General features: G+C 48.5%; 4 protein-coding genes and 1 pseudogene. 4 read left to right on the top strand and 1 reads right to left on the bottom strand.

Annotated features, from left to right (window positions below; genetic code table 11):
• A pseudogene (locus Q0628_RS02015) lies at positions 1–415 on the bottom strand (hypothetical protein); the annotation flags it as partial.
• Positions 416–614: 199 nt separating this feature from the next.
• Here Q0628_RS02015 and Q0628_RS02010 point away from each other — a divergent pair.
• The 4 genes from Q0628_RS02010 to Q0628_RS01995 all read left to right on the top strand — a co-directional run bounded on the left by Q0628_RS02010 (position 615) and on the right by Q0628_RS01995 (position 4,480).
• Complete coding sequence (locus tag Q0628_RS02010) at positions 615–1,469, top strand: RNA polymerase sigma factor RpoD/SigA (RefSeq protein WP_298767904.1); 855 nt, start codon at positions 615–617, stop codon at positions 1,467–1,469.
• A 109-nt stretch (positions 1,470–1,578) separates the two neighbouring features.
• Positions 1,579–3,372, top strand: coding sequence for a S41 family peptidase (locus Q0628_RS02005; RefSeq protein WP_298767903.1), 1,794 nt, complete (start codon positions 1,579–1,581; stop codon positions 3,370–3,372).
• A gap of 17 nt (positions 3,373–3,389) precedes the next feature.
• The gene (locus Q0628_RS02000; RefSeq protein WP_298767902.1) at positions 3,390–4,154 is read left to right on the top strand and encodes an ABC transporter permease; all 765 of its coding nucleotides are present in this window, start codon (positions 3,390–3,392) and stop codon (positions 4,152–4,154) included.
• Complete coding sequence (locus tag Q0628_RS01995) at positions 4,154–4,480, top strand: DUF721 domain-containing protein (protein ID WP_298767901.1); 327 nt, start codon at positions 4,154–4,156, stop codon at positions 4,478–4,480. The genes Q0628_RS02000 and Q0628_RS01995 overlap by 1 nt, the downstream gene beginning before the upstream one ends.
• Positions 4,481–4,565: the final 85 nt, after the last annotated feature.

Raw genomic sequence — 4,565 nt, 5'->3', positions numbered from 1 at the left:
AGAACACCTCGCGCCCAAGCAACGAAAAGAAAAGCAACAGGGCATTGCCGACAAAGAACACCACATAGCGTTTTCTAAAGAAGCATTTTGGAACAAGGTAACGTTGGTTTACCAAGAAGGTCAAGAAAGTAGCCAGAAGTGGCAAATAGTAGGATGCAAGGTTGATAAACGACACCTGAGTCACCGGATATGTCGGATCCAGCAACAATATTAGCGGGAACAACAAAATGAACAACCAAATCAAGATCATCAGCACAAATGTCGGAATCGGATACTGGACATCGCTCTCATCGCCCATGATTTCGATCAGTTCTCGCTCGTTTTTTTCGAATTGAGCCTCTTGAAGTTCCGCAAATCGTTCATAATTGCGGCGTAAAAAGGCCCTAAAGGCGGATTTTGCATACTTTGTCGTCATTTTGTCCTCTTGCAGTCACAAAAATAGGTCTTATTTGGGCAAAAAGAAGGGCTTTATGACAAAAACGTGACAAAAGTCCACTTTTCTTTGACGAAATTCATGAACAACTTTTGCGAACTAAAGAGTAATTCATGACACTTCAAAAAACAAACGGAGGTAGATTTACAATGTAAACGAAACAATGAGCATCGAGGTTAACATGACAAAGAATACGCACGTTCGTGATGAAAGAGATGTCTATTTCCAGTATCTGAACGATATTTCTAAGTATCCTCTGCTTACCAAGGAACAGGAAAAAGTTCTACTCCGCAAAGTTCGCGAAGGCAGCCGCGAAGCCATGGACATGCTCGTCAAGGCGAATCTCCGCTTTGTTGTCAACATAGCCAACCTTTACAAGGGACAAGGCCTCGAAGTAAACGAGCTCATCAACGAAGGCAACATGGGGCTTATTGAAGCGGCCCGCCGTTTTGATGCCAATCAGAAAATCAAGTTTATCAGCTACGCCGTATGGTGGGTTCGTCAGAACATCACCCGCGCCATCGCCGAACGCGGCCGTCTGATTCGCATTAGCGCCGAAAAGGAACTCGTTCTGCGCCGATTCAGCAAAAAGGGTGGCACCCTGCGTCAGGTCGTAGGTGGAGGCCTCACCATCGACCCCAAGAGCCTCGAAGGTGTCAGCAAATATAAAGCAAACGAAATCGAAAAAATCCTGATGATGTCCACCCGTTCCACTTCTATCGACGCTCCCGTCGGTGAAGATGGCGACATGACTCTCGGCGACACACTTGCGGACAAGGAATTCCGTACCGAGGATCTTGCAGAAAAGAACAACCGTTCCTGCTTATTCAACAAGATGATGGACAAGAGCCTTTCAGAACAGGAAAAGGAAATCATCAAACTCTATTTCGGTTTCAAGATGGATTCCGACCTAAACCTCAAGGAAATAGCCCCAATGGTGGGACTTTCCAAGGAACGCACGCGTCAACTCAAGGAATCGGCACTCGAAAAGCTCCGTAACGAGCAACTTGCCCGAATCCTGAACGACGCCGCTTAATCCTCAAGCCTTTCTCTTTTTCTCTCTCTTATTATTAAAAACCGGCCATAAAGGCCGGTTTTTTCCGTTTGATAACATCACGGACAAAATGAAATTGTATTTTTAGGGCATGAATTTCAATATGCTGAACTTTCGCACTCTCCTTGTAGCGGGCCTATCGGCCCTATGCCTTACGACAAGCCCCTTTGCGGCTAACGACAAGAAAGATCCTCCAGGAGACTTCTACGACGAAGTTTCTAGACTGAATAAGGTGCTTTCCGAGGTCAACCGCAAGTACGTGGAAGATGTTAACCCAACCGAACTCACAGATGCAGCCCTGAATGGAATCCGCAACATTCTGGATCCACACACGACAGTGTTTTCTCCCAAGGACTACGAGAGCCTCAAAGTTTCAATGGAAGGTAAGTTCGGCGGCGTGGGCATTACGATTAGCCTGCGCGACAACATACTCACCGTGATTTCGCCCCTTTCCGGAACCCCTGCTTTCCGTCTCGGCATCCGCGCCGGGGACCGTATCCGTAAAATAGACGGCAAGGACACCAAGGGACTTACACTCGACGAAGCCGTAAACAAGCTTCGCGGAAAGATCGGTACCGACGTGACCGTTTCTATCGAGCGCGAAGGCGTGCCGGACCTGATGGACTTCACCATCACCCGCGCCGAAATCGTCGTGCACGCCGTTCCCTACTATGGCATGGTCTCTAAGGATATCGGCTACATCAAGCTTGCCACCTTCAGCGACAAGACCACCAGCGATGTGGAAAACGCCCTCAAGAGCCTGCAGAAGCAAGGCATGAAGAAAATCATCCTCGACATGCGCTACAATCCAGGCGGACTTCTGAATCAGGCTATCGAAATTAGCGAGCTATTCCTTAAACAAGGAAATGTCATCGTAAGTACTCGCGGCCGCACCCAACAAACCGAAAGCCACGCCCGCAAGGATGGTATTATCAAGCAGGATGTGCCGATGGTTGTCCTCCTGAACCAGGGTTCCGCCAGTGCAGCAGAAATTGTTTCCGGCGCACTTCAGGACTGGGACCGTGCATTGATTATCGGCAAGACTTCTTTTGGTAAGGGTTCCGTACAGACCATATTCCCGCTGGATAACCAGGGAAACGCCCTTAAACTGACCACCGCCTTTTACTATCTACCCTTTGGCCGTTGCATCAACAAGCCCGAAAATGGCATCAAGGGACTGAAGCTTATGGAAGAGGAATACTCTGATGCCGAAGGCGAGGACACCAAGGCTGATTCGGCAAAATCCGACACGGCAAAGGTGGACACGTTCTATACCCACAACGGACGCATGATGTTCGGTGGCGGAGGAATCACGCCCGATGTCGAAGTGGAGCTTTCTCCCATGCCATGGGTAGTGCAGGTCCAGGAACGCATGGCCATGTACTTTAAGTTCGCCGTCAAGATTCGCCCGGACCTAGAAAAATCGGGAGCCAAGGTGGACGCAAACTGGGAAGTTCCGGACAGCCTCTTCAACCAGTTCCGCGAATTCTGCATGAAGGACACCAACTTCACTAAGATTAAGAGCAACGCCCTAGTTGGCGTAGACCAGCTTGAAAAGAGCATTATCCGCGAACAGAACTATATGGGCGATAGCGCAAAGACCGTAAGCGATTCAACGCTCGCACAACGTATCGCCGATATGCGTTTCGCCTTGGAAAGCAACCGCAATGCTCAGTTCGACGAGAACAAGCAGTACATCAAGGATGGCATCAAGCGTGAGCTTCTAACGGCATTCCACAACGATTCTGTCAGCACCGCATTCTCCTTGAAGCAGGACAAGCAGTTAAACGAAGCTATCAAGTACCTGAGCGACATGGACCTTTACAAGAAGGCCATCAGCGCTCCGAACAAGAAGGCTTCCAAGAAAAATAAGGGTTCACGTTGATCAAGACGATGAACAGAATGGCAGAAAGTCTGGGCAAGTTCGTCCGGAAATTCTTGCGAACCACGGTGAGCTACTTTCATTTTGTGTGGCAGCTGTTCAAAAATGTTCCTGGAGCTTTCACCAACCTGCATACGACCGTCGAACAGATGCAGCATGTCGGCGTTACGAGTATCCCCGTTGTGGTGGCGGCCTCTCTAGCAACGGGGGCGATCATGTCCTGGCAGCTCGCCTACCAGTTTGCAGACATGATTCCCCTCATGTTTGTCGGCATGGCAGTCGGCAAGTCCGTCATGGTGGAGCTCTGTCCTATTCTTACCGCCATGGTCCTTGCCGGCCGAATCGGAGCCTCCATGTGTTCCGAACTGGGTACAATGGCCGTCACAGAACAGCTTGACGCATACAAAGTATTAGGTCTCAGCCCGTACAAGTTCCTATTGGCGCCAAGACTGATCGCAACAGTCATCATGCTTCCGACATTAACGGTAATCAGTATATTTATCGGAATCGTCGGCGGTTATGAGGTCGCCCATCTGTACAAGGATGTTTCGTTCTCTGTATTCTTTTACGGCGTACGCATGTTCTATCAGAACTGGGACCTGGTAGTCGGTCTTATCAAGGCAACCCTATACGGATACTTTATCGCAAGCTACGCCTGCTTTTTCGGATTCACCACCCATAGCGGTGCCGAAGGCGTCGGCAAGAACACTAAGGCGACCGTGGTGGCCGGCATGACGAGCATTCTTATTGGCGGGTTTGCCCTTTCAAAACTTTTGCTACTGTAATGTTCGAAATCTACAAGAAACGGCGTTCCAAGGGTGTCTGCGGCAAGGATCCCGAAGATATCGGAGTTCTTCTTCAGATGGTACTCGACAAGAACCATATTAGCGAAGAAATGGTCCTGAAAAAGCTCCTTGAGCACTTCGAAGAAATCGTCGGAGCACTCATTTTTCCGCATGTCAAAATTGAGAAACTGGAGAAGCAAATTTTAACGCTAAAGTGCGAAAGTTCCGTGTGGAAGCAGGAACTTTTTTTGCAAAAAAAAGCTATTATTGACAAGTGTAATTTATTGCTCGAAAAGCCCTCTGTAAAGAACATTCTTTTCGTTTAAAAGCATGTTAAAAGGCCCACGAGTTCCAGGATTTAGAAGAAGAAAACAAGGTAAAAAATGGCAGAAGAATCTGAAGAAATGAAAA

The sequence above is a fragment of the uncultured Fibrobacter sp. genome, from assembly GCF_937877005.1.
In the GTDB taxonomy this organism is placed as follows: Bacteria; Fibrobacterota; Fibrobacteria; order Fibrobacterales; family Fibrobacteraceae; genus Fibrobacter.
Note: the sequence above shows the minus strand (reverse complement) of the source record. Positions and strands in the feature narration are given on the sequence as shown.

Coding starts and splice junctions, on each gene's coding strand:
- Q0628_RS01995 (WP_298767901.1), top strand. CDS start 4,154: ATGTTCGAAATCTACAAGAAACGGCGTTCCAAGGGTGTCTGCGGCAAG.
- Q0628_RS02000 (WP_298767902.1), top strand. CDS start 3,390: ATGGCAGAAAGTCTGGGCAAGTTCGTCCGGAAATTCTTGCGAACCACG.
- Q0628_RS02005 (WP_298767903.1), top strand. CDS start 1,579: ATGAATTTCAATATGCTGAACTTTCGCACTCTCCTTGTAGCGGGCCTA.
- Q0628_RS02010 (WP_298767904.1), top strand. CDS start 615: ATGACAAAGAATACGCACGTTCGTGATGAAAGAGATGTCTATTTCCAG.